The organism is Stappia indica (assembly GCF_009789575.1).
Classification (GTDB): domain Bacteria; phylum Pseudomonadota; class Alphaproteobacteria; order Rhizobiales; family Stappiaceae; genus Stappia; species Stappia indica_A.
This window is the reverse complement of sequence record NZ_CP046908.1, coordinates 3,766,382-3,785,582: the sequence shown is the minus strand read 5'-3', so window position 1 is coordinate 3,785,582 and position 19,201 is coordinate 3,766,382. Positions and strand designations below refer to the sequence as shown.

18 protein-coding genes are annotated in these 19,201 nt (G+C 66.8%); 8 read left to right on the top strand and 10 right to left on the bottom strand.

The window, feature by feature from the left end; all coding sequences use genetic code 11:
- Positions 1 to 48: 48 nt before the first annotated feature.
- The 6 genes from GH266_RS17705 to cysG all read right to left on the bottom strand — a co-directional run bounded on the left by GH266_RS17705 (position 49) and on the right by cysG (position 5,720).
- Complete coding sequence (locus GH266_RS17705) at positions 49 to 870, bottom strand: ferredoxin--NADP reductase (protein ID WP_425329547.1); 822 nt, start codon at positions 868 to 870, stop codon at positions 49 to 51.
- A gap of 73 nt (positions 871 to 943) precedes the next feature.
- Positions 944 to 1,468 (bottom strand): DUF934 domain-containing protein, encoded by a 525-nt coding sequence (locus GH266_RS17700; protein ID WP_158195004.1) that lies wholly within the window; start codon positions 1,466 to 1,468, stop codon positions 944 to 946.
- A gap of 2 nt (positions 1,469 to 1,470) precedes the next feature.
- Entirely contained in the window at positions 1,471 to 2,226 is a 756-nt protein-coding gene (locus GH266_RS17695; RefSeq protein ID WP_158195003.1) for a phosphoadenylyl-sulfate reductase, read from the bottom strand.
- Positions 2,213 to 3,871, bottom strand: coding sequence for a nitrite/sulfite reductase (locus GH266_RS17690; RefSeq protein ID WP_158195002.1), 1,659 nt, complete (start codon positions 3,869 to 3,871; stop codon positions 2,213 to 2,215). The genes GH266_RS17695 and GH266_RS17690 overlap by 14 nt, the downstream gene beginning before the upstream one ends.
- Positions 3,872 to 3,949: 78 nt before the next feature.
- On the bottom strand, positions 3,950 to 4,255 hold the full coding sequence (locus tag GH266_RS17685) for a DUF2849 domain-containing protein (protein ID WP_158195001.1): 306 nt from the start codon (positions 4,253 to 4,255) through the stop codon (positions 3,950 to 3,952).
- A 19-nt stretch (positions 4,256 to 4,274) separates the two neighbouring features.
- Positions 4,275 to 5,720, bottom strand: a complete 1,446-nt coding sequence (gene cysG, locus GH266_RS17680) for a siroheme synthase CysG (RefSeq protein WP_158195000.1) — start codon at positions 5,718 to 5,720, stop codon at positions 4,275 to 4,277.
- A gap of 563 nt (positions 5,721 to 6,283) precedes the next feature.
- Between cysG and GH266_RS23670 the strand changes: the two genes are divergently transcribed.
- The gene (locus tag GH266_RS23670; protein ID WP_342354280.1) at positions 6,284 to 6,985 is read left to right on the top strand and encodes an HAD family hydrolase; all 702 of its coding nucleotides are present in this window, start codon (positions 6,284 to 6,286) and stop codon (positions 6,983 to 6,985) included.
- Positions 6,986 to 7,066: 81 nt separating this feature from the next.
- On the opposite strand, the gene GH266_RS17670 is transcribed toward GH266_RS23670, so the two are convergent.
- The 3 genes from GH266_RS17670 to GH266_RS17660 form a co-directional block, all read right to left on the bottom strand.
- Positions 7,067 to 8,233 carry an acetyl-CoA acetyltransferase gene (locus GH266_RS17670; protein ID WP_158194998.1) on the bottom strand — a complete coding sequence of 389 codons (1,167 nt, stop codon included), beginning with the start codon at positions 8,231 to 8,233 and terminating at the stop codon, positions 7,067 to 7,069.
- A 299-nt stretch (positions 8,234 to 8,532) separates the two neighbouring features.
- Entirely contained in the window at positions 8,533 to 9,744 is a 1,212-nt protein-coding gene (locus GH266_RS17665) for a porin (protein WP_158194997.1), read from the bottom strand.
- A 296-nt stretch (positions 9,745 to 10,040) separates the two neighbouring features.
- Positions 10,041 to 11,270: a porin gene (locus GH266_RS17660; protein WP_158194996.1), complete on the bottom strand. Its 1,230-nt coding sequence runs from the start codon at positions 11,268 to 11,270 to the stop codon at positions 10,041 to 10,043.
- Between the two features lie 406 nt (positions 11,271 to 11,676).
- Between GH266_RS17660 and GH266_RS17655 the strand changes: the two genes are divergently transcribed.
- The 3 genes from GH266_RS17655 to GH266_RS17645 all read left to right on the top strand — a co-directional run bounded on the left by GH266_RS17655 (position 11,677) and on the right by GH266_RS17645 (position 14,602).
- Positions 11,677 to 12,489: a glycosyltransferase family 2 protein gene (locus tag GH266_RS17655; RefSeq protein ID WP_158194995.1), complete on the top strand. Its 813-nt coding sequence runs from the start codon at positions 11,677 to 11,679 to the stop codon at positions 12,487 to 12,489.
- 63 nt (positions 12,490 to 12,552) lie between these two features.
- On the top strand, positions 12,553 to 13,326 hold the full coding sequence (locus GH266_RS17650; protein ID WP_158194994.1) for an FkbM family methyltransferase: 774 nt from the start codon (positions 12,553 to 12,555) through the stop codon (positions 13,324 to 13,326).
- A 31-nt stretch (positions 13,327 to 13,357) separates the two neighbouring features.
- Entirely contained in the window at positions 13,358 to 14,602 is a 1,245-nt protein-coding gene (locus tag GH266_RS17645; protein WP_158194993.1) for a BaiN/RdsA family NAD(P)/FAD-dependent oxidoreductase, read from the top strand.
- Positions 14,603 to 14,677: 75 nt separating this feature from the next.
- On the opposite strand, the gene GH266_RS17640 is transcribed toward GH266_RS17645, so the two are convergent.
- A complete protein-coding gene (locus GH266_RS17640; protein ID WP_158194992.1) occupies positions 14,678 to 15,019 on the bottom strand; it encodes a BA14K family protein in 342 nt (113 codons plus the stop codon).
- Positions 15,020 to 15,290: 271 nt separating this feature from the next.
- Here GH266_RS17640 and GH266_RS17635 point away from each other — a divergent pair, with 271 nt between their 5' ends.
- From GH266_RS17635 to GH266_RS17620, 4 genes are all read left to right on the top strand, one after another.
- A complete protein-coding gene (locus tag GH266_RS17635; RefSeq protein WP_158194991.1) occupies positions 15,291 to 16,487 on the top strand; it encodes a substrate-binding domain-containing protein in 1,197 nt (398 codons plus the stop codon).
- Positions 16,488 to 16,651: 164 nt separating this feature from the next.
- Entirely contained in the window at positions 16,652 to 17,455 is an 804-nt protein-coding gene (locus GH266_RS17630) for an ABC transporter ATP-binding protein (protein WP_158194990.1), read from the top strand.
- Positions 17,448 to 18,173, top strand: a complete 726-nt coding sequence (locus GH266_RS17625; RefSeq protein ID WP_158194989.1) for an ABC transporter ATP-binding protein — start codon at positions 17,448 to 17,450, stop codon at positions 18,171 to 18,173. The genes GH266_RS17630 and GH266_RS17625 overlap by 8 nt, the downstream gene beginning before the upstream one ends.
- Positions 18,174 to 18,214: 41 nt before the next feature.
- A complete protein-coding gene (locus GH266_RS17620) occupies positions 18,215 to 19,198 on the top strand; it encodes a branched-chain amino acid ABC transporter permease (protein WP_199270625.1) in 984 nt (327 codons plus the stop codon).
- The last annotated feature ends 3 nt before the right edge of the window (positions 19,199 to 19,201 follow it).

The following is a 19,201-nucleotide window of genomic DNA, read 5'->3' as shown; positions in this document are numbered from 1 at the left end:
CTCACTCATGTCAGCCGAAGACGATGGGCGCAAGGGGGGCGAAAGTCGTTAGCCGACGAAGGCCCGCTCGATGACGAACTCGGCCGGACGGTTGTTGGCGCCCTCCGTGAGGCCTGCCGCCTCGAGCAGCGCCTTGGTGTCCTTGAGCATCGCCATGGAGCCGCAGATCATCGCCCGGTCGGTGGCCGGATCGAGCGGCGGCACGCCGAGCGCGCGGAACAGATCGCCGTTCTCGATCAATGTGGTGATGCGGCCGGTATGCTCGTGCGGCTCGCGGGTGGTCGAGGTGAACAGGCGCAGCTGGCTGGCGGCGAGCTCGCCGATCAGCGGATCCTCGCGCGTGGCGGCGACCGTCTGCTGCGAATAGGCGAGCTCGGCCACGAAGCGGCACGAGTGGGTGACGATCACCTCCTCGAACTTCTCGTAGGTCTCCGGATCGCGGATCAGGCTGGCGAAGGGCGCAAAGCCGGTGCCGGTGGAGAACATGTAGAGACGCTTGCCGGCGATCAGCGCGTCGTTGACGAGCGTGCCGGTCGGCTTCTTCTTCATCAGGACCTTGTCGCCGACCTTGATCTTCTGCAGATGCTGGGTCAGCGGGCCGTCGGGAACCTTGATCGAGAAGAATTCCAGCTCCTCGTCCCAGGACGGAGAGGCGATGGAATAGGCGCGGAAGACCGGCTTTTCGCCGACCATCAGGCCGATCATCACGAACTCGCCGGAGCGGAAGCGGAAGCTCGCCGGGCGCGTCATGCGGAAGCGGAACAGGTCGTCCGTGTAGTGCTGAACCTCGGTCACCGTCTCGGCAGTGGCGCCTGCAGGAACGGCGTCGGCAAGATCGCCGGCAAGATTGACCACATTCATGCGTTGCATCCTCACTACATGTCGAACAATACGTGTATCCGAATGTCCAGCGGCAGCATAGCCAAGAGCTGCGCCGCAAACATCAGGAAAGCTGCGCATCCGCCGGGCGCCGGGCCCAGTAACGCGCACCCGCGGGCACTTCGCCGGCCCGCTCCGCAGGCTGGAGGTATAGTGGCACGTCGACGTCGTGACCAGCCTCCAGCGCCCGGATCGTCGGCTCGTTGACAACGGCGAAGGCGTCGAACCCGACCCGCCGCATCAACGGGATCTGGTCGAGCAGCACATCGCCGCTCGCCCGGACCTCGCCGGCAAAGCCGTAGCGCTGGCGCAGCAGGCGGGCGGTCGAGTAGCCGCGCCCGTCCGAGAACTTGGCGAAGTCCACCACCACCAGCTCCAGCGCCGCAAGATGGCCGGCAAGGCTCGCCGGATCGTCGCCCGCCTTGACCAGCGGCGCAAGCCTGAGGCCCTGCGGTAGATCCGCCGCCTGCTCCAGGAAGCGGGCGAGCGGCACGATCACCGCGCCTTCCGCCGGCAGCTCCGCCTCGTCGTCCAGATGGGTCCACGTGTCGGCGACGAAGCCGCCGTTACGGTAAAGTCTTGCCGTCATGGTCAGATCCCGGCTCCCTGTTCGTTCTCCATCGGCAGGGCCAGATGAATGCCGCATTCGGTCTTGTCGCGCCCGCGCCAGCGTCCGGCGCGCGGGTCCTCGCCCTCGGCCACCGGGCTGGTGCAGGGCATGCAGCCGATGGAGGGGTAGCCCCTGGCGACCAGCGGGTGGCTGGGCAGGTCCTGCGCCTGCGCATAGGCGCGCAGATCCGACGGGTCCCAGTCGGCCAGCGGGTTGACCTTGATGCGCTCGCCGTCGGCCTCGAAGACCGGAATGTCGGAGCGGGTGCTCGCCTGGAAGCGCTTGCGCCCGGAAATCCAGGCATCGAAGCCCTTGAGCGCGCGCGCCAGCGGGCGGACCTTGCGGATCTCGCAGCAGGCGTCGGTGTCGCTCATCCACAGCATGCCGGCCGGATCGACGGCCTCAAGGTCCGCCGGATCGGGCGCAAGGGTGCGCACGTCCGAAAGGCCGAACTGCTCGACCAGCAGGTCGCGGTAGCGCAGCGTGTCGGGAAACAGCTTGCCGGTGTCGATGAACAGGACGGGGATGGTCCGGTCGACGCGCGAGACGAGATGCAGCAGCACCGCCGCTTCCGCGCCGAAGGAGGACACCATCGCCAACCGGTCGCCGAAACGGCCGCGCGCGGCCGCGATCACCGCCTCCGCGGAGGCCGAGACGAAGCGCTCGGCAAGCCAGGCCGCATCGAGGGCGGGCGTCGGCGGGTCCTGCCGGACCGCATAGGCCTCACGCAGTGCCATAGAGCGCCTCCTTGAACGGTTGATCGCCGACGCGGCGATAGGCGGCGAGGAAGTCTTCCTGCGGGGTCTCGCGCAGGCCGACATAGGTGTCGACGACCTTCTCGATCGCATCGACGACCTCGTCATAGGAGAAGCCGCGGCCGATGATCTCGCCGACCGAGGTGTTCTCGTCGGCCGAGCCGCCAAGGGTGATCTGGTAGTATTCCTCGCCCTTCTTCTCGACGCCGAGAATGCCGATATGGCCGACATGATGGTGGCCGCAGGCATTGATGCAGCCGGAGATCTTGATCTTGAGATCACCGATCTCGCGCTGGCGCTCGGGCGAGGCGAAACGCTCGGAAATGCGCTGCGCGACCGGGATCGAGCGGGCCGTGGCAAGGGCGCAGTAGTCGAGCCCCGGGCAGGCGATGATGTCCGTCACGAGGCCCGCATTGGCCTCGGCGAGCCCCGCCTTTGCGAGCGCTGCATGGATCGCCGGGATGTCGCGGCGGCGCACATGCGGCAGCACCAGGTTCTGCTCGTGGCTGACGCGGATCTCGTCATGGCCGTAGCGCTCGGCCAGGTCGGCGACCACCTCCATCTGCTCGGCCGTGGCATCGCCCGGCGCCTTGCCGATGGGCTTCAGCGAGATGATGAGGCTGGCATAGCCGGGCGCGCGGTGCGGATGGACGTTGCGCGCGGCAAACGCCTCCAGCTGCGGATCGGCGGCGATCGCCGCCTCCAGCACCGCCTCGTCGCCGGCGGCGACCTCGAAGGCCGGCGGCGTGAAATAGGTGGTGATGCGCTCGATCTCCGAGGCCGGCAGTGTCAGGACACCATCGCGGATCTCGGCGAACTCGGCCTCGATATCGGCCTTCAGCTCCTCCAGGCCGGTCTCGTGGACGAGGATCTTGATGCGGGCCTTGTACTTGTTGTCGCGGCGGCCGTAGCGGTTGTAGACGCGCAGGATCGCCTCGCTGTAGGCGAGCAGGTCCGCCTCGGGCAGGAACTCGCGCACCAGCCGGCCGACCATCGGCGTGCGCCCGAGGCCGCCGCCGACGAAGACGCGGAAGCCGACATTGCCGTCCGCATCGCGCACCGCCTGCAGGCCGATATCGTGCACCTGCACCGCCGCGCGGTCGTGCGGGGCGCCGGTGACCGCGATCTTGAACTTGCGCGGCAGGTACGAGAACTCCGGATGCAGCGAGGACCACTGGCGCAGGATCTCGGCATAGGGCCGCGGGTCGAGGATCTCGTCGGCGGCAGCGCCCGAGAAATGGTCGGCCGTGACATTGCGGATGCAGTTGCCCGAGGTCTGGATCGCGTGCATCTCGACTTCCGCGAGCTGCGACAGGATGTCGGGAATGTCCTTCAGCCGCGGCCAGTTGAACTGGATGTTCTGGCGCGTGGTGAAGTGGCCGTAGCCGCGGTCGTAGGTGCGCGCGACATGGGCAAGGCGCCGCATCTGGCGGGCGTTCAGCGTGCCGTAGGGAATGGCGATGCGCAGCATGTAGGCATGGAGCTGCAGGTAGACGCCGTTCATCAGCCGCAGCGGCTTGAACTGGTCTTCCGTCAGGTCGCCGGCAAGGCGGCGCTGCACCTGGTCGCGGAACTGGTCCACGCGGGCGGACACGAAATGCGCATCGAACTCGTCATAGCGGTACATGCTTGCAACTCCTGGAACGGCGGATCGCGTGTCGCGTCCCGGTTCTGGGTCTTCGTCTGGCAGGGCGTCGCGGCCGGGTCAGGCCGCCGACACCTCGCGCCGGGCCTGCTTGCCAAGGTCGAGGCGCACGGTCGGTCCCTTGGCGCGGATCTTCTCGCGGAAGCGGACGGGCAGGATCTCGCCGTCCTGGCGCGTCAGATCGATGAGATAGGGCTCGACGATCAGCCGGGCCGCCTCGGCCTCGGCGCCCGCGGCCTGCGCCTCGGCGACGGCCTCCGGCGTTTCCAGCAGCCACGCGCTCCCCAGGGTCTCGACCCACTGGCCGGAGCGGCCGAGCCACACCACTTCGCCATCGATCAGTCGGTTGGCTGTCAAAGCCTTCATGCAATCGCTCCTTGAGGGGCTATGCGGCGACCACGGCCCTTTCGGCCGGCGCGACGCGCAGGGGCTGGCTGTTTGCGAGGTCGGCATGGCCGGCGGCCTCGCCGATGATGATCAGGGTCGGGCCGTCGATCTCGTGACGGCCCTCGAGCGCCGGCAGGTCGGCGAGAACGCCGGCGAAAAAGCGCTCGTTGCGCTGCGCCGCGTTCTCCACCACCGCAACGGGGATGGCGGGCGACAGGCCGGCCTCGAGCAGGCGGGCGGCGACGCGGACGGCGACGGTGCGGCCCATGTAGACGGCGACGGTCGCGCCCTGCAGCGCCAGCGCGCCCCATCCGGGAAGCGTCTCGCCGTCGCGGTCGTGGCCGGTGGCGAAGACGAGGTCGGAGGCGACACCGCGCAGGGTGAGCGGAATGCGGGTGCTGGCGGCAGCGGCAAGGGCAGCCGTCACGCCGGGCACCACGTCATGGGCGATGCCGGCGGCGCGCAGGGCGGCGATCTCCTCGCCGGCACGGCCGAAGACCAGCGGATCGCCCGCCTTCAGCCGGACGACGCGGCGGCCGTGCGAGGCCTCGCGCACCAGGATGGCATTGATCTCGGCTTGCGAGACCGAATGGCGGCCCTTGCGCTTGCCGACGGAAATCCGCTCCGCATCGCGCCGGCCCATGGCGACGACCGCCTCGGGCACCAGCGCGTCATGCACGATGACGTCGGCCTCCTGCAGCAGGCGCTGCGCGCGCAGGGTCAGGAGGTCCTCGGCACCGGGACCGGCACCGACGAGCCAGACGAAGCCGGCTTCCGCGTTGCGGGTGTTGAGCAGGCGCTGCGCCTCGGCGCGCGCCGCATCCGGCCGCCCGGACTGCAGATGGGCAGCGACCGGGCCGGAGAAGAAGCGGGCCCAGAAGCGCCGACGCTCGACACCGCTGGAAATCACGCGCACGACCGTGTCGCGGAAACTCTCGGCAAGTCGGGCGAGGTCGCCCGTCTCGCGCGGCAGCATCGCCTCGATGCGCGCACGGATGTGGCGGGCGAGCACCGGACCGACGCCGGTGGAGGTGATGGCAACGGCGACCGGCGCGCGGTTGACCAGCGCGCCGACATAGAAGTCGCAGATCTCCGGCCGGTCCACCGCATTGGCCGGAATGCCGAGGGCGCGCGCAGCAGCGACGACCGCGGTGTCCTCCGCCTCCTCGCCGCTGGCGGCGAAGACGAGGGCCGCGCCGTCGAGATGGGCGGGAGCGAAGGCTTCAGCGATAATGGTGCCGCCGGCGCGGGCGACCGCGTCCCGCAGGACGCCCTCGGCCTGCGGCGCGATCACCACGATGTCGGCAAGCGTCTCGGCGAGGAGGCGAACCTTGGCGGCCGCCTCGTCGCCGCCGCCCACGACGACGATGCGCCTGCCCTCGACCTTGTGAAAGGCCGGGAAGACGGCGAGCTTGCGATCCGATGCCTGTGCGTGGCGTGCCATCTGGCGCGATCTCCGGACGATCCTGAAACAGCCCTAGAGATAAAGCCTCGCTCGCCCTTGCGCCGGGCATGGCGTTTCAATCGAGGGAAGCGACAGGGAAAAATCATGCTACGGATCGGCCGTCCGACGCGTTTGCCCGGCCGAAACGCTCGGCAGGACGTCCAGGCCGGGGCGGAAACGGGAGGCGAAATGCTTGACGGAGACGGCGACGGTTTGCCGGCGCAAGACGAAAAGGCGGTCCGCCGTCCGATTGCAACCAATGAGGGAGGTTTTCGGTCTGCGGAATTCAGAACCATAGTCTTTGGCGCGCTGTTGCGAGGCTTTGCAACCAGCTTGCCTTAATTTCAAAAAATTATCGATTTTTGTTCAGACACGGCGAGACTTCCCGCGATTTCTTTTTGATTTTTGCTCCTTATCCATAATTCTGCTTTCTTCAGAAAATCAGGATAGGGGGTGTTACTGTGCGGCCGACAAGGAAGACTCTTGGTTGATTCCCCCAGTCAAGCAACTAATACTGGTCATTCCAGAAGCGTTTCAGACATATCGGTATCGAGTGAAAACCCGTGGTAAAAGCTATTTTCTTTGATGTATTGGGCACCATTGTCGATTGGAACAGGGGGCTAACCGGCGGTTTCGACCGGGCCTTCGCAAAAAGCGGCAAGGACATTACGGCAAGTACCCTGGCAACTGCATGGTACAGGACCTATCGTGCTCGGCTGGCCTCCGGCGGCGGTGCGATCCAGGCGCAGGAACACCTGGCAGACAGCCTTGCACAAGTGCTGGCGGAAGCGGATCTCGAAGCGCCTGCCGGCAGCCGCGAGCAGGAGATGCTCATGGCCTGCTGGCAGCGCTTTCCCGCCTGGCCGGACAGCGTGCCGGGCTTGCGCGCGCTGCGACGGGAATATGTCATCGCCTCGTGCACCGACCTGCCGACGGCGCCGATGACGTGGCTTGCCAAACATGCCGGCCTGCCGTGGGACCTGGTGCTCGGATCGGACCTTCTGGACGGGTGGGCGCATGACGGCAGCCTGTTCCTCAAGGCGGCGGCGACGCTGGAGCTGCAACCGTCCGAGGTGATGTACGCCTCCGCCCACAATGCGGACCTAGCCGCCGCGCGGGCGGCGGGGCTGAAGACCGCCTTCTTCGCCAGGCCGAAGGAGTTCGGCGCCGAACAGCGCAACGATCTCGCCCCGCGCGACAGCTGGGACATCGTCGCCTTCGACCTGCTCGATCTTGCCCGCTACATGGAATCGGCCGTCTTTTGAGCGGACCGACGAAATCGACGCCGGCAAACAAAAGGCGCGGGAGCCGAGCCCCCGCGCCGCTTTCATGCGTATGGCGCAGCCTCAGCGCAGCGGCTGCAGCACCGAAACGTAGTTGGCAACCGCGGCGCCGCCCATGTTGAAGACGCCGCCGAGCTCGGCATTCTTCACCTGGATGTCGCCGGCCGTGCCGGTGAGCTGCATCGACGACAGAACGTGCATCGACACGCCGGTGGCGCCGATCGGGTGGCCCTTGGCCTTGAGACCGCCGGACGGATTGACCGGCAGGCGGCCGTCCATCTGGGTCCAGCCCTCGAGGATGGCGCGATGCCCCTCACCCGGCGCCGCCAGGCCCATCGCCTCGTATTCGATGAGCTCGGCGATGGTGAAGCAGTCATGGGTCTCGACGAAGGAGAGGTCGCCGATGGACAGGCCCGCGGCCCCCAGCGCCCGGCGCCAAGCCTCGCCGCAGCCCTCGAAGGCGAGGATGTCGCGCTTCGACATGGGCAGGAAGTCCTGGGCATGGGCAAGCCCGCGGAAGGCGACCGCCTTCTTGCGGCCAAGCGCGGTCTCGATATCGGTCAGCACCAGCGCAGCAGCGCCGTCCGAGACGAGCGAGCAGTCGGTGCGCTTGAGCGGGCCGGCAACGAAGGGGTTCTTCTCGCTCTCGGCGCGGCAGAAGTCGAAGCCGAGATCCTTGCGCATCTGCGCATAGGGATTGCCGACGCCGTTCTTGTGATTCTTGGCGGCGATGGCGGCCAGCGCATCGGAGCGGTCGCCGTATTTCTGGAAATAGGCCTGCGCGATCTTGCCGAAGACACCGGCAAAACCGGCCGGCGTATCGCCGTCCTCGGGCAGGTAGGAGGCCTTGAGAAGATTGCGGCCGATCTCCGGCCCCGGGGTCGTGGTCATCTGCTCGACGCCGACGACCAGCACCACCCGGGCCTCCCGCGCGGCGATGGCCCGCACGCCCTGATGCACGGCGGCAGAGCCGGTGGCGCAGGCATTCTCGACGCGGGTCGCGCGCTTGAAGCGCAAAGCCGGGTCGGCCTGCAGCACGAGCGAGGCGGTGAAGTCCTGGGCCGAGAAGCCCGCGTTGAAATGGCCGAGCACGATCTCGTCGATATCCGCCGGCTCGAAACCGGCATCGGCGATGGCATCGCGCGCCACCTGGACGATCAGGCTCTCGACCGTCTCGTCGGAATGCTTGCCAAAGGGGGTATGGGCCCAGCCGACAATTGCTGCAGTCATGACTACCTCCGCGAAATGCCCTGAGGCGGATCGCCGGCTGCGCCCCTGCGGGCGGACCTGTCCGGATCCCGGGCCGTTTCTTTCGATGGAGGGGAAGATTCCACTTCGCAGGCTAGCTTGCAAGCGGCTTATTTACGGAAACGTCAATACATCTCGATTTCATATTTATTTATATCGACTTAGATGAATATGTAAAAGCCATCAAGTTGCCGGGATGGGCTCGCCGGCCCGGATGCAGGCAAAGAAAAAGGCCCGGCAGTTGCCTGCCGGGCCTCTCAATCCAATCCTAAAGGATCGAATTAGAACGTGCGCTGGACGCGGAACACGCCGACCAGAGCGTCGTCGTTGCCAGCAACGCCCTTGATGTCGCGGTTGCGGTACTCGAGCTCCGTACCAATCTGCAGACCGGAAACGGGGCGCCACACGACGTTACCCTGTACGTTCAGGTCGCGGATATCGGCCAGACCGGCGCTGGCAGCCTGATCCAGGCTGTTGTAGGCAGCGGTGATCGAGGTCGAGATCGCCGGGGTCCAGAAGTGGGTAAAGCCACCGCCGATGCCCCAAGCGGTCGACATCTTCAGCTGACCGGCACCGTTGTAAGCCGCGTCAGAGAAGGCCCCCGCCCAAGCCGAGCTGACGTAACCGATCGCGCCCTGCGAGTAGGTCGCCTGCAGCGAGAAGCTGTCGCCCGGAGCGATCATGTCGAGGTTCATGGTGGCGCCAGCGCCGATCGCCCAGCCGAGCTTGCTCTTACCGCCAGTCAGGCCGCCAACGCTGCGACCATACACGTGGTGCAGGGCACCCATGATCTGGGCCGAACCCCAGCCCTGGTCGACGCGCAAGTTGGCGACGAAGTCCGGCACCTTGTGGCCAGAGTAGTAGTCGGTGCCGACAACCGGACCGGCGATCGTGCCACGCTTGTTGGCGACTTCAGCCGACAGCGAAGCCGAGAAGCCGTTACCGAACTGGGCGGTGTACGCGAACAGGTTGGTCTCGCCGTAATCCGAGAAGCCCTGGTCGAGGACGGAACCCCAGTTGTCGCCGGTGTAGAAGTCGAAGTACGAACCCGTACGACCAGCAACGAAACCACCCAGCTGAATGAACGCCTCATCGAGCTCGGTCGTGACCGGAGCGGAGTTGTCGGCAGTAATCCAGACCGACACGTAGGTGCGCAACAGGCCGTACTCGGTATTGGTGCGACTGTCGAAGTTGAAGTAGCCGCGAGCACGCATTGTGGTGGAATCGGCGAGCGGAAGCGTATTGCGTGTAGCGCCGCCCCAAGCGGAACCACCATTGTCCAGCAAATCATTAATACGGAGTTCAGCGCGGACGCTGCCACCGATCTTCAGGCAGGTCTCGGTGCCCGGGATGTAGAAGAAGCCGGTGCCGAAAGCGTCGCAAACGCGAACGTAGTCGACCGGCTCCGGAGCCACCGGGAGATCGGCGGCCTGAGCGCCCGTGGCCGCCAGGGCGGCAGCGGAAGCGCCGAGCAGGATGCTCTTGATGTTCATGTCCTGACCTCGTCGTTAGTCCCGCAGGAGCTAGCCGCGGGAAAAGAAGGAATAGTTCCCCCCTAGCTCTTGTCCTTTTTGTAATCGACGGTGCTGCAGCGCCGCAATCGCCAAAAGGCCCGCGCACGCACGCAGTGCAGCAAGTGTGTCTTTGAGGTGACAGAAGAGGGGAGCGGGACGCAACGGCAATCGTCGACTCGGCAGGCCCTGCGCAGCACGCCGCCTGGCCCAACGCGCAAAGAAAAAGGCCCGACAGTTGCCTGCCGGGCCTCTCAATCCAATCCTAAAGGACCAGATTAGAACGTACGCTGGACGCGGAACACACCGACCAAGTCGCTGGTGTTCGCCAGGAAGTCACGATCACGATGCTGATACTCGAGCTCGGCACCAACCTGCAGACCGGAAACCGGACGCCACACCAGGTTACCCTGGACGTTCACCTCACGGATGTCCGCAAACCGAGCAGTCGCCTGGTCAAGTGCGCTGTACGAACCAGTGATCGAGGTCGAGATCGCCGGGGTCCAGAAGTGAGTGAAGCCAGCACCGATGCCCCAAGCGGTCGACAGCTTCAACTGGCCAGCAGCATTGTAGGCGGCACCAGCGAAGCGAGACGAGCCCGCCCAGTTCGAGTTGACATAACCGATCGCACCCTGAGCGTAAGACGCCTGGATCGAGAAATTATCGCCCGGAGCGATCATCGGCAGATTGAACGTGGCGCCAGCACCGATCGCCCAGCCGGCCGCACTCTCGCCACCGGTCAGACCGGCAACGCTACGACCATACACGTGATGCAGGGCACCCATGATCTGGGCCGAACCCCAGCCCTGGTCGACGCGCAGGTTGGCGACGAAGTCCGGAACCTTGTTGCCAGAGTAGAAATCAGCACTCAGCACACCTGCCGGAAGCGTAGCGTCCCAAATCTCAGCGCGCTTCTTATCGCCAGCTTCAGCCGAGATCGAGGCCGAGAAGCCGTTGCCGAACTGGGCGGTGTACGCGAACAGGTTGGTCTCGCCGTAATCCGAGAAGCCCTGGCTCAGGACCGCACCCCAGTTGTTGCCGGTGTAGAAGTCGAAATACGACGAGGTACGACCAGCGACGAAACCACCCAGCTGAATGAACGCCTCATCGAGCTCGGTCGCGACCGGAGCGGAGTTGTCGGCGGTAATCCAGACCGACACGTAGGTGCGCAGCAGGCCGTACTCGGTGTTGGTGCGGCTGTCGAAGTTGAAGTAGCCGCGAGCACGCATCGTGGTGGAATCGGCGAGCGGAAGTGTATTGCGTGTAGCGCCGCCCCAGCGAGAGCCGCCCTTGTCGAGCAGATCATTAACGCGGAATTCAGCGCGAACGCTGCCGCCGATCTTCAGGCAGGTCTCGGTGCCCGGGATGTAGAAGAAGCCGGTGCCGAAAGCGTCGCAAACGCGAACGTAGTCGACCGGCTCCGGAGCCACCGGGAGATCGGCGGCCTGAGCGCCCGTGGCCGCCAGGGCGGCAGCGGAAGCGCCGAGCAGGATGCTCTTGATGTTCATTTCCTGACCTCGTCGTTATTCCCTGTGTGACCTAGTGGCCAACGGGAGATGAAGAGTTGAGCAAGCTTCCCCGCGAGCTCGATCCTTTTCTAAGCGAGGCCGTCGGCGGCTCGCAACCGGCAAATGCCCGAAAGCGGCACTCGACGGACACAGTGTGTCTTTGCGGTGACACCCCGTTAAACCTCTGTTAGCAAATGGCCTAGGTTTCCTGCGGTTCTGCCGTTTTCGGGCCCTGAGACGCGTTTACGGGCTTCCGCAGGATGCTGCGCCGCGAGAGCCTTGAAGCCGGCCGCCGCGGGCCGTAAAGAGAGCCCGAACACGGCCGGAAGCCGCTTTCGCAGGCGGCCGCTGCCTCGATTCGCAGCAGTCAAGCGGCCTGAACGGCCGGAAACGGGGATGGGAACGGATGCAGACGACAACGGGCGGGACGCCCGTCGCCATATCGGTCTTCATCATCGCCCATGACGAGGCGGACCGCATCGCCCGCGCCATCGACAGCGTCGCGGGATTCGCGGACGAGGTCGTCGTCGTCGACAGCGGCTCGACCGACGGGACGCAGGAGATCGCGCGCGCGCACGGCGCGCGGGTCATAGAGAACGCCTGGCCGGGCTACGGGCCGCAGAAGCGCTTCGCCGAGGACCAGTGCCGCAACGACTGGATCTTCAACCTCGATGCGGACGAGGCGGCGACGCCCGCGCTGGCACGCGAGATCGCGCAGCTGGCCGCCTCCGGCGCGCTGACTGCTGCGTCTTTCTGGGAGGTGGCGATCAAGGATGTCTTCGCTCATGAGGACGGCCCGGCCCCCTGGGCCTACGGCTATATCCAGATTCGCCTTTACGACCGGCGCGCGGGCCGCTTTTCCGATTCGCCCGTGCACGACACGGTGCGTCCGCCGGCCGAGGCAAGGCCGGCCCGGCTGAAGGGCGCGATGGAGCACCGCTCGATCCGCTCCGTCGCCTTCCATGTCGAGAAGATGAACCGTTACTCAACGATGCAGGCTGAGGACATGGCCGCGCGCGGGCGCCGGATCGCCCGCTGGCGCATCGCCACCGAGTTTCCCCTCGCCTTCCTGAAGGCCTATGCGGTGCGCCGCTATGCGCTCTATGGCTGGTGGGGGATCGTGATCTCCGTCAATTTCGCCTATACGAGGTTCCTGCGGCTTGCGAAGGCCTACGAGCAGGACCTGTGCGAGCAGGCCGACAAGCGCCGCAGGCGCTGAAGCCCGCCCTTCGCCAAACGCTTCGCAAGAGACATATAGATAAAGAGAGCCGGTACCCTCCAGATGCACAGCGTGACGATCCGCGACATTTCCTTCCAGGTGAACGATGCGCGCCCCGGCTTCTGGCGGCAGGCGGAAAACGGCAACTGGGAAAAGCCGACCTACGACATTCTCGATGCCTGCGTCGACGAGGATACCGTCTGCCTCGACTTCGGCGCCTGGGTCGGCCCGACCGTGCTCTACGAGGCGCAGCGCGGGCGCAAGGTCATCGCCTTCGAGCCGGACCCGACCGCGGCCGACGAGCTGGAGGCCAATCTCGCGCTCAACCCGGCCTTCAAGGACAAGGTCACGGTGATCCGCAAGGCGGTGTGGACGCAGAGCGGCAGCCGCAAGATGGCCGCCAAGACCGCGCCGGGCGATTCGATGTCGTCCTTCGTGCACAAGGACGCGAGCGTGACCTTCGATGTCGACTGCATTTCCATCGAGGAGATCGCAGCGATGATCGGGCCGAACGACAAGCTGTTCATCAAGATGGACATCGAGGGTGCGGAATACGAGGTGGCGCCGCTGCTGGCGCCGCTACTGCAGCGCGAGCGGGTCGACTGCTACGTCTCGTTCCATCCGCGCTTTGCGGCCGGCGGGCACCCGCGCTTCCACAAGACCTTCGGCATGACGCGCCGGGTGTTCGAGACCTTCCGCGGCTTCAATCTCACCCGCGTCGGGCGCAAGTCGCTGCTGCCGGCCGGCGACGTGGCCCTGCTGGCAAGGCTCGGCCTGTGGCTGTTCGAAGCCAAGCGCGGCTTCCTGTTCTCCAAGGGCCGGGCGCCGCTGCGCTGAGCGCGCGAGGGCCGAAACGGGACACACAACAATGAGCGAGAACGGCACGCGGGCGGTCCCGCAGGTGGTCGTCGTCGGCGCCGGGCCGGCCGGGCTGATCGCCGCCGACCGGCTGTCGGCAGCGGGCCTTGCCGTGACCATCATCGAGCGCATGCCCTCGCCGGCGCGCAAGCTGCTGATGGCCGGGCGCGGCGGGCTGAACCTCACCCATGGCGAAGAGATGCCGGCGTTTCTTTCCCGCTACCGGGAGGCGGAAACGCAGCTGGCGCCGGCGATCGCCGCCTTCGATCCGGCAGCGCTCAGGGCCTGGTGCGCGGAGCTCGGCATCGAGACCTTCATCGGCTCGAGCGGCCGGGTGTTTCCGGTCCAGATGAAGGCCTCGCCCCTGGTGCGGGCGCTGCTGGGCCGGCTGGCCGCGCGCGGCGTGCGCCTCAACACCCGCTGGAGCTGGACGGGACTGGAGCGGAGCACGGAAGCGCCGGCGCGCTGGCGCCTCTCCTTCGAAACGCCGGAGGGGACAAAAGACATCGAGGCGGATGCGGTACTGCTGGCGCTCGGCGGCGCGAGCTGGCCGCGGCTCGGCAGCGACGGCGGCTGGGTGCCGACGCTCGAACGGCACGGCGTGACGGTGACGCCGCTGACGCCAGCGAATGCGGGCGTTCTCGTCGGCTGGTCGGAACTGCTGAAGGCGCGCTTTGCCGGAACGCCGCTGAAGCGAATCGCGGCAAGCGTCGGCGGCAAGCGCGTTGCCGGCGAGGCGATGATCACCGCAAGCGGGCTGGAGGGCGGCGCGGTCTATGCGCTGTCGGCCGAGCTGCGCGCGGCCTTTGAGGAAAAAGGGACGGCGGAGCTGCTGCTCGACCTGCGCCCGGATCTCGGCGAGGCGGATCTGGCAGCGCGGCTTGCGCGCCCGCGCGGCAAGCAGTCGCTCTCCAATCACCTGCGAAAGGTTGCCGGCCTGCCCCCAAGCGCCATCGCGCTGCTGTGGGAAACGGGCGAGCGCACCAGCGACCCGCTCGAGCTGGCCCGCCGCATCAAGGGGCTGGCGCTGACGGCGACGGGGTTTTCCGGCATGGACCGGGCGATCTCGACGGCGGGCGGCATCGCCTGGGGCGAGATCGACGCCGATTTCGGCCTGCGCAAGCTGCCCGGCGTCCATGTCGCCGGCGAGATGATCGACTGGGAAGCCCCGACGGGCGGCTACCTGCTGCAGGCGTCCTTCGCCAGCGGCGTTGCGGCTGCCGACGGCATCGCCCGGGCGCTGGCCGGTCGCTGACCCCCTCCCCCCGCCACAACGGAAAAAGGCCGGCAAAGGCCGGCCCTCTTCTGGTCCCCGGGAGGGGAGTTCCGCTCAGTTGCAGAACTGGTAGCGACCCGAATAGGTGCGGAAGTAGCCGGTGTCCGGATTGAACGAGCGGTACTTCGACGAGCAGTAGCGGTACCATTCCGGCGTCCACGGGGCCGGGCGGCCGTAATAGACCGGGGCCGGAGCGTACTGCGGGGCCGGCTCGTAATAGCGCGGCTGCGACAGGGCGGAGCCGATCACGGCACCGGCGACGAACCCGCCGGCGGCGGCCCAGCCGTTGTTGTGGTGCCAGCCCTTCTTGGCCTCGGCGCCGGTGGTGCCGGATGCCAGAACCGCACCGGCGGTCAGGGCGACTGCAAGACTCGTGACTGCGATCTTCTTGAACATGACTTCATTCCCTCTGCTTGATGCTTATTTCTCATCTTCGTGACGCCGCTTTTCCCTGCGTCCATGATCAGAAGATAAGACGCTTTTGCCAAGACAACTGTGATCGCTATCACGAGATGGCGCATCCCGCGGGACTGCCCCTCCGGGAGGCGGCGAGGGCGTGCGCGCGTCCGAATTGACATGAAACATGAATCATGCGTCATATAACGGCGGCGATACGGAGCGGCGGGCTGGAGGAGCGGCCCGCGACCCGCGCCACAGGGAGGACACCATGATCAGACATGCCACCGCGGCCGCGCTGCTTGCCGCAGCCCTTGCCGCCGCGCCGATGGGCGCCGGGGCCAAGGCCGAGGACATCCGCATTGCCCATGTCTACGGCAAGACCGGCGCGCTGGAGGCCTATGCCAAGCAGTCGCATATCGGCTTCATGATGGGGCTGGAATACGCGACGGACGGCACGATGGAGATCGACGGCCGCAAGATCGTCGTCATCGAGAAGGACACCCAGCTGAAGCCGGATATCGGCCGCGCCGCGCTGGCCGAAGCCTATGGCGACGACGACGTGCACCTTGCCGTCGGGCCGGTGTCCTCGGGCGTCGCGCTGGCGATGCTGCCGGTCGCCGAGGAATACGGCAAGCTGCTCCTGGTCGAGCCGGCGGTGGCCGATTCCATCACCGGCGAGAACTGGAACCGCTACGTCTTCCGCACGGGGCGCAACTCCTCGCAGGACGCCATCGCCAACGCGGTGGCGCTCGGCAAGGACGGCGTCACCATCGCCACGCTGGCGCAGGACTACGCCTTCGGCCGCGACGGCGTCGCCGCCTTCCGCGAGGCGCTGGCCGGCACGGGCGCCAAGCTCGCCTTCGAGGAATACGCCCCCACCGACACCCAGGACTTCACCGCCAGCGCCCAGCGCATCTTCGACGCGATGAAGGACATCGAGGGCCGCAAGTTCCTGTTCGTGATCTGGGCCGGCGCCAACAACCCGATCGGCAAGATCAAGGCGATGGAGCCGGAGCGCTTCGGCATCGAGATCGCCACCGGCGGCAACATCCTGGCGGCGATGAAGGCCTACAAGGCGCTGCCGGGCATGGAAGGCGCCACCTATTATTACCACGACATCCCGAAGAACGCGGCGAACGACTGGCTGGTCTCCGAGCACGAGAAGCGCCACGGCTCGCCGCCGGACTTCTTCACCGCCGGCGGCATGTCGGCCGCCATCGCCGTCGTCGAGGGCATCCGCAAGGCCGGCTCGACCGACACGGAAGAGCTGATCGCGGCGATGGAGGGCATGTCCTTCGAAACGCCGAAGGGCACGATGACCTTCCGCGCGGAGGATCACCAGGCGCTGCAGTCCATGTACCACTTCAAGATCCGGGTCGATCCGGAGGTCGAGTGGGGCATTCCGGAACTGGTGCGCGAGCTGAAGATCGAGGACATGAACATCCCGATCCGCAACACGCGCTGACGCTCTGTCGTGGTGAGCTTGGAACACGCGTCGTCTCGGCGGCACTCCCAAAGCGTGTTTCAATTTCCGCCACGCGAGGCGGCCCGGCCCTTTCGCCGCGGCCGGGCCGCCCGAACTTTCCGACACCGTGCCTTTCCCGTGCCCTTTCCCGGAGCCGAGCCCTCATGCGCGAACCGCCCGTTCTTGCGACCGAGGACCTGACGATCCGCTTCGGCGGCCATGTCGCGGTCGACGCGGTGACCTGCGCCTTCGAGCGCGGCACGCTGACTGCCATCGTCGGACCGAACGGCGCCGGCAAGACCACCTATTTCAATCTCGTCTCGGGCCAGCTGAAGGCCAGCGCCGGCACGGTGCGCCTCAACGGCGAGGACATCACCCGCCTTGGTGTTGCCGACCGCTGCGAGCGCGGCATCGGCCGAGCGTTCCAGCTGACCAACCTGTTTCCCAGCCTCAGCGTGCGCGAGAACGTGCGGCTGGTGGCGCAATCGCGCGCGCGGCGCGGCTTCGACCTGTTCTCGCGGGCAAGTTCGCATGTGGAGCTGATCGAGCGGGCCGAACATGTGCTCTCCGAGGTGCGGCTCGCCGACAAGCGCGACGTCACCGTCTCCGCCCTGCCGCATGGCGACCAGCGCAAGCTGGAGGTCGCGCTGATGATCGCGCTCGGCGCGCAGGTGCTGATGTTCGACGAGCCGACCGCCGGCATGAGCGTCGACGAGGTGCCGGTGATCCTCGACCTGATCCGCGAGCTGAAGGCCGACAAGGACCGCACGATCCTCTTGGTCGAGCACAAGATGGACGTGATCCGCACCCTGGCCGACCGCATCGTCGTGCTGCACAACGGCGCGCTGGTCGCCGACGGCGAGCCGGGCGAAGTGATGCGCTCGGCCATCGTGCAGGAAGCCTATCTCGGCAAGGCCCCGGATGCCGCGACACCGGGTGCCGCTGCAACGGAGACCGCCCATGGCTGACGCGCTGCTGACGCTGGAGGGCGTCCACACCCATATCGGCCCCTATCACATCCTGCATGAGGTGAGCTTTGCCGTGCCGCGCGGCGGGGTGACCATGCTGCTGGGGCGCAACGGCGCCGGCAAGTCGACGACGCTGCGCACCATCATGGGCCTGTGGAAGGCGAGCCGGGGCACCATCACCTTCGACGGGCGGCCGATCCAGTCGCTGGCAACGCCGGACATCGCCCGGGCGGGCATTGCCTATGTGCCGGAGAACATGGGCATCTTCGCCGACCTGACGGTGGCGGAGAACATGCGCCTTGCCGCCACGAGCGGGCCGTTCGACGAGAGGCGCCTCGCATGGATCAAGGAGCTGTTCCCGCCTATCGGCACGTTCTGGGACAAGGCCGCCGGCACGCTGTCGGGCGGACAGAAGCAGATGCTGTCGGTCGCCCGCGCGATCATCGAGCCGCGCCGGTTGATCCTGATCGACGAGCCGAGCAAGGGCCTGGCCCCGGCGATCATCGCCGCGATGACGGCGGCTCTGAAGCAACTCAAGGACACCGACACCACCATCCTCCTGGTGGAGCAGAATTTCGCCATGGCCTCGGCGCTCGGCGACACGGTGGCGGTGATGGATGACGGGCGCATCGTCCATGCGGGCGCGATGGCGGAACTTGCCGCCGACGCGTCGCTGCAGGAGAAGCTGATGGGCCTCAGCCTGGAGGTGCACCAGTGAGCGAAACCGCGATCCGCCCCCGCCTGGTCGGACCGACGGCGATGGAACGGCTCGGCAAGGCGGCGCCGCTGCTGCTGGCGCCGGTGCTGGCGCTCGTCGGGCTTGTCGCCGTCGGCGATCCGTCCGTGTGGCTGACGCTGACGGTCGCCGGGCTCGCCATGGGACTGATGATCTTCATCATGGCCTCGGGGCTCACGGTCGTCTTCGGCCTGATGGACGTGATCAATTTCGGCCATGGCGCCTTCGTCTCGGTCGGCGCCTTCGTCGGCTTCACCGTGCTCGCCTGGCTGTCCGGCTGGACGCAGAACCCGGCCGTGGTACTGAACCTTGCCGCCGTGTTCCTGGCGATCCTCGCCTCCATGGCGGTGACCGGCGCGCTCGGGCTCGCCTTCGAGCGGGTGATCGTCAAGCCGGTCTACGGCCATCACCTGAAGCAGATCCTCGTCACCATGGGCGGGCTGATCGTCGCCCAGCAGCTGATCCACGTGGTCTGGGGGCCGGACGCGATCCATGTCGCCCGCCCGCCCTCGCTGCAGGGCTCGTTCATCATCGGCGAGGCGGCCATCGAGAAATACCGCATGCTGGCGGTGGCCATCGGGCTGGTGCTGTTCGTCGCCATGCGCCACGTGCTGCGGGCGACCAAGCTCGGCCTGCTGGTGCGCGCCGGAGTGGAGAACGGCGAGATGGTCGAGGCGCTCGGCTACCGGATCAACCGGCTGTTCCTGCTGGTGTTCATGGCAGGATCGGCGCTCGCCGGTCTCGGCGGCATCATGTGGGGCCTCTATCAGGAGACGATCACCGCGCATATGGGCTCGGAGATCATGGTGCTGGTCTTCGTCGTGGTGATCATCGGCGGGCTCGGCTCCATCGAGGGCTGTTTCATCGGCGCGCTGCTGGTCGGCCTCCTGTCCAACTACATGGCGTTCATGGCGCCCAAGGTGGCGCTGGTCTCCACCATCGCGCTGATGGTGGGCGTGCTGATGTGGCGGCCGCAGGGCCTCTATCCCGTGGTCAAGGCAAAGTAGGCG